The following is a 3,599-nucleotide window of genomic DNA, read 5'->3' as shown; positions in this document are numbered from 1 at the left end:
GCGGCGACGACTACGTCACCAAGCCGTTCAGCCTCGACGAGATCGTGGCCCGCATCAAGGCCATCCTCCGCCGCACCATGCAGGCCGACGAAGACGCGATCATCCGCGCCGGCGAGCTCACCATGGATCAAGACACCCACGAGGTCTTCGTCGGCGACACCGCCATCGAGCTCTCCCCCACCGAGTTCAAGCTGCTGCGCTACCTCATGCTGAACCCCAACCGCGTGCTCTCGAAGGCTCAGATCCTCGACCACGTCTGGGAGTACGACTTCAACGGCGACGCCGGCATCGTCGAGAGCTACATCTCGTACCTGCGTCGCAAGCTCGACGCCCACACCGAGGAGTCGCTCATCCAGACCAAGCGTGGCTTCGGCTACATGCTGAAGGTGAGCAAGGCGTAGCCTTTCCGCAGCATGCTCAACGCCATCCAGAAGCAGTGGAACTCGATCTCGCTGCGCAGCAAGATCACCGGCGTCACGGTCTTGATGCTCACCTTCGGGCTCGTGGTCTCCGGCGTGGGCACCATGATCGTGCTGCGCACCTATCTGCTGCAGCAGGTCGACAGTCAGCTCGACACCGCTGATCGCGACCCGTCGCCCTTTCTCGGGCCCAATGCCACGCAAGAGAAGTTCGGCGTGGCCGACATCACCTCGGCGCCCACCGACTACTTCGTGGGGCTCGTCGACTCGTCGGGCAATCTGATCGCCAGCAACTGGGGCGACAGCGATCCGGATGCGATGCCCCAGGTGCAGGTGACGCTCGACACCTCGAATGCCCTGGCCGGCAAGGTGTTCAGCGTCGACTCCCTCGACCAGCGCACCGAATGGCACGCGATCGCCGCGCAGGTCTACCTCTTCGGCGGCACCGATCTCGGCAACGTGATCATCGCGAAGTCGCTGGCCGAGACCGAGAAGACCACGGCGACGTATCTGTCCATCTTCCTGGCCTTCGGCGTGGGCGTGGTCATCCTGGGCGCGATGCTGACGCGCCTGCTCGTCACCTCCACCTTCGGGCCGTTGCGCGAGGTGGAACGCACGGCTGCGGCGATCGCCGACGGCGGCGACTTCAGCCAGCGGATGAGCGACGCCATGCCGAACACAGAAGTCGGCCGGCTGAACCGCTCGCTCAACACCATGCTCTCGCGGATCGACCGCGCCTTCGCCGACCGCGCCAAGACGATCGACCAGATGCGGCGCTTCGTGGGCGACGCCTCGCACGAGCTGCGCACCCCGCTCGTGTCCGTGCGCGGCTATGCCGAGCTCTACCGGATGGGCGCGCTGCAGACCCCCGAAGACATCGCCTCGGCCATGGACCGCATCGAGAAGGAGGCGATCCGGATGGGGACCCTCGTCGAAGACCTCCTCGAGCTCGCCCGTCTCGACGAGACCCGCCCGCTGCAACTGGCCCCCGTCGACCTCGTGCCGCTCGTGATGGATGCGGCGATGGATGCCCGGGCCGCCAGCCCGGAGCGCGTGGTCTCGGTGATCACCCCGCTCGGCCCCTCGTCGCTGACCTTCGTGCCGGCGATCGAAGGCGGCCCCGACGGCACCGGGGGGACCGGATCATCCGCCGACGGGTCACGCACCCCGTCGACGGCGACCCGGCCGATCGCCTTCGCCAACGCGACGCTGGCGCGGTTGCGCCGGCGCCCCCGTGCCACGGGTGTCGCGGGTGCGACCGGCCCGGTGCCGCGGATCAGTCCCGGTGCGCCGACGGATGCCACGGGCGAGGTCGTCCTCAACGGCCCCGGCGGATCGGACGGCACGACCGACGTGCTCGGCGAGCTCGTGCCCACGGAGGCTCTTCAGCCGATCGTGCTGGCCGAGGAGAACAAGATCCGCCAGGTGCTCACCAACCTGATCGGCAACGCCCTGCGCTTCACCGATGCGACCACGCCGATCGACCTCTCGGTGCAGGTCGACGAGCAGCGGCGGGTGGCCACGGTCGACATCGTCGACCACGGCGAGGGCATCCCCCTGCAGATCCGCGAGAAGATCTTCCAGCGTTTCTACCGCGCCGACTCCTCCCGCACCCGCGAGACCGGTGGCAGTGGCCTCGGCCTCGCGATCGTGTCCTCGATCGTCGCCGCCCACCACGGCACCGTCGAGGCCATCGAGACCCCCGGCGGCGGTGCGACGTTCCGCGTGACCCTGCCGCTGATGCCGGTGGGTGCGGCGCCCACCCCTCCCCCCTCCCGCTGAGTCACCGGGCACCGGATGTCCTCCTCACGACCTGTCGACCTCGGTCCCACCCCGGTCGTCGCGGGTGCGGCACCGACGGATCGGCCGGAGCGCCTCGTGTTCGTGCACGGGCTGATCGGCTCGTTCTGCGACCCGGGTGTGTTCGGCCGGTTGGCACCGTCGGTCTGCTCGGCGCCCGACCTGGCCGGGTACGGCTCGCGCGCCACCGAAGATGTGACGTTCGAGGGCCAGATCGACGCCCTGCGGCAGCATGTCACCGACGTCGCCGACGGCGAGCCCGTGCACCTGGTCGCACACTCGATCGGCGCCGTGTACGCGTTCACCTTCGCCGATCTGTTCCCGCAGTCGGTGTCATCGCTCACCTCGGTCGAGGGCAACTTCTCGCTGGCCGATGCGTTCTGGTCACGGTCGATCGCCGCGCTGGACCCCGACGACGCCCGCGATCGCATCCGTGCCATCCTCGCCGACCCGCACGCTCTGCTCGACGGCGATGGAATCGTCGCAACCCCTCGGCGCGTGGCCGAGGCCAAGGCGGCGCTCGCTTTCCAGCCCTGGACCACCGTCTGGCGTTCCGCTCAGGGGATCGTCGAGGCGACGGGATCCCCCGCCTACGAGTCCCTGCTCTCCCGTGTCTTCTCGGCGAAGCCGGTGCACCTGATCGCCGGTGAACGGAGTGCTCCCGGATGGCATGTGCCGCCGTGGGCACGATCCGCGGCCCGCTCGTCGACGATCATCCCGGACGCCGGCCACCTCCTGATGATCGAGCGCCCCACTGAACTCGCCAACGTCCTGCTAGCCCTCCTGCCACCTACCGAGGCAGATCGCTAGCCGCCACTCCACCCCCGCGACGCAAGCCCCACGAGACCGCGCACAACCCACACCAGGCCGCAGATGCCCTCACCAGGCCGCACGCAGCCGCAGATGGCGGCACGCAAGGGGCCGTACTCGACGACCCAAGGTGAGCGCGGGGCCGGAGGCCTCGACCGCAGGCCGAGGTCTCCGACCGCACGCGAACATGTCGCCCGCGCCGGGCGGGGACCGGCGCGGCACGAGCGCAACAAAAAACGGACGGGCCCCGAAGGGACCGCCCGTTCTTTGTTGTGCGAAGTGAAGGACTAGAAGTCCATGCCACCCGTGGGGTCGCCGGCCGGGGCCGGGTTGCGCTCGGGCTTGTCGGCCACGACGACCTCGGTCGTGAGGAACAGGCCGGCGATGGACGCCGCGTTCTGCAGGGCCGAGCGGGTGACCTTGGCCGGGTCGATGATGCCGGCGGCCAGGAGGTCGACGTACTCACCGGTCGCGGCGTTGAGGCCCCAGCCGTAGTCGAGGTCGCGCACCTTGGCGGCGACGACTCCGGGCTCGAGACCGGCGTTGAACGCGATCTGCTTCAGGGGAGCC

Annotated in this window: 4 protein-coding genes; 3 read left to right on the top strand and 1 reads right to left on the bottom strand. The window is 69.2% G+C overall.

The features are described 5' to 3' along the window. The 3 genes from Q0D57_RS00895 to Q0D57_RS00885 all read left to right on the top strand — a co-directional run. The coding region (locus tag Q0D57_RS00895) for a response regulator transcription factor (RefSeq protein WP_291036754.1) at positions 1–401 on the top strand (401 nt) is incomplete at its 5' end. 12 nt (positions 402–413) lie between these two features. After that, on the top strand, positions 414–2,201 hold the full coding sequence (locus Q0D57_RS00890; protein WP_291036751.1) for a HAMP domain-containing sensor histidine kinase: 1,788 nt from the start codon (positions 414–416) through the stop codon (positions 2,199–2,201). Between the two features lie 15 nt (positions 2,202–2,216). Further along, the gene (locus tag Q0D57_RS00885) at positions 2,217–3,029 is read left to right on the top strand and encodes an alpha/beta hydrolase (protein ID WP_291036748.1); all 813 of its coding nucleotides are present in this window, start codon (positions 2,217–2,219) and stop codon (positions 3,027–3,029) included. Between the two features lie 287 nt (positions 3,030–3,316). On the opposite strand, the gene Q0D57_RS00880 is transcribed toward Q0D57_RS00885, so the two are convergent. After that, on the bottom strand, positions 3,317–3,599 hold a 283-nt coding region (locus tag Q0D57_RS00880), incomplete at its 5' end, for a TCP-1/cpn60 chaperonin family protein (protein WP_291036746.1).

Source organism: Herbiconiux sp., assembly GCF_023264895.1.
Classification (GTDB): Bacteria; Actinomycetota; Actinomycetes; order Actinomycetales; family Microbacteriaceae; genus Herbiconiux.
This window is presented reverse-complemented; position numbering and strand designations above follow the sequence as displayed.

What these genes read in the sequence shown, in the direction of transcription:
- Q0D57_RS00890 (WP_291036751.1), top strand. Translation starts at nt 414, where the DNA reads ATGCTCAACGCCATCCAGAAGCAGTGGAACTCGATCTCGCTGCGCAGC.
- Q0D57_RS00885 (WP_291036748.1), top strand. Translation starts at nt 2,217, where the DNA reads ATGTCCTCCTCACGACCTGTCGACCTCGGTCCCACCCCGGTCGTCGCG.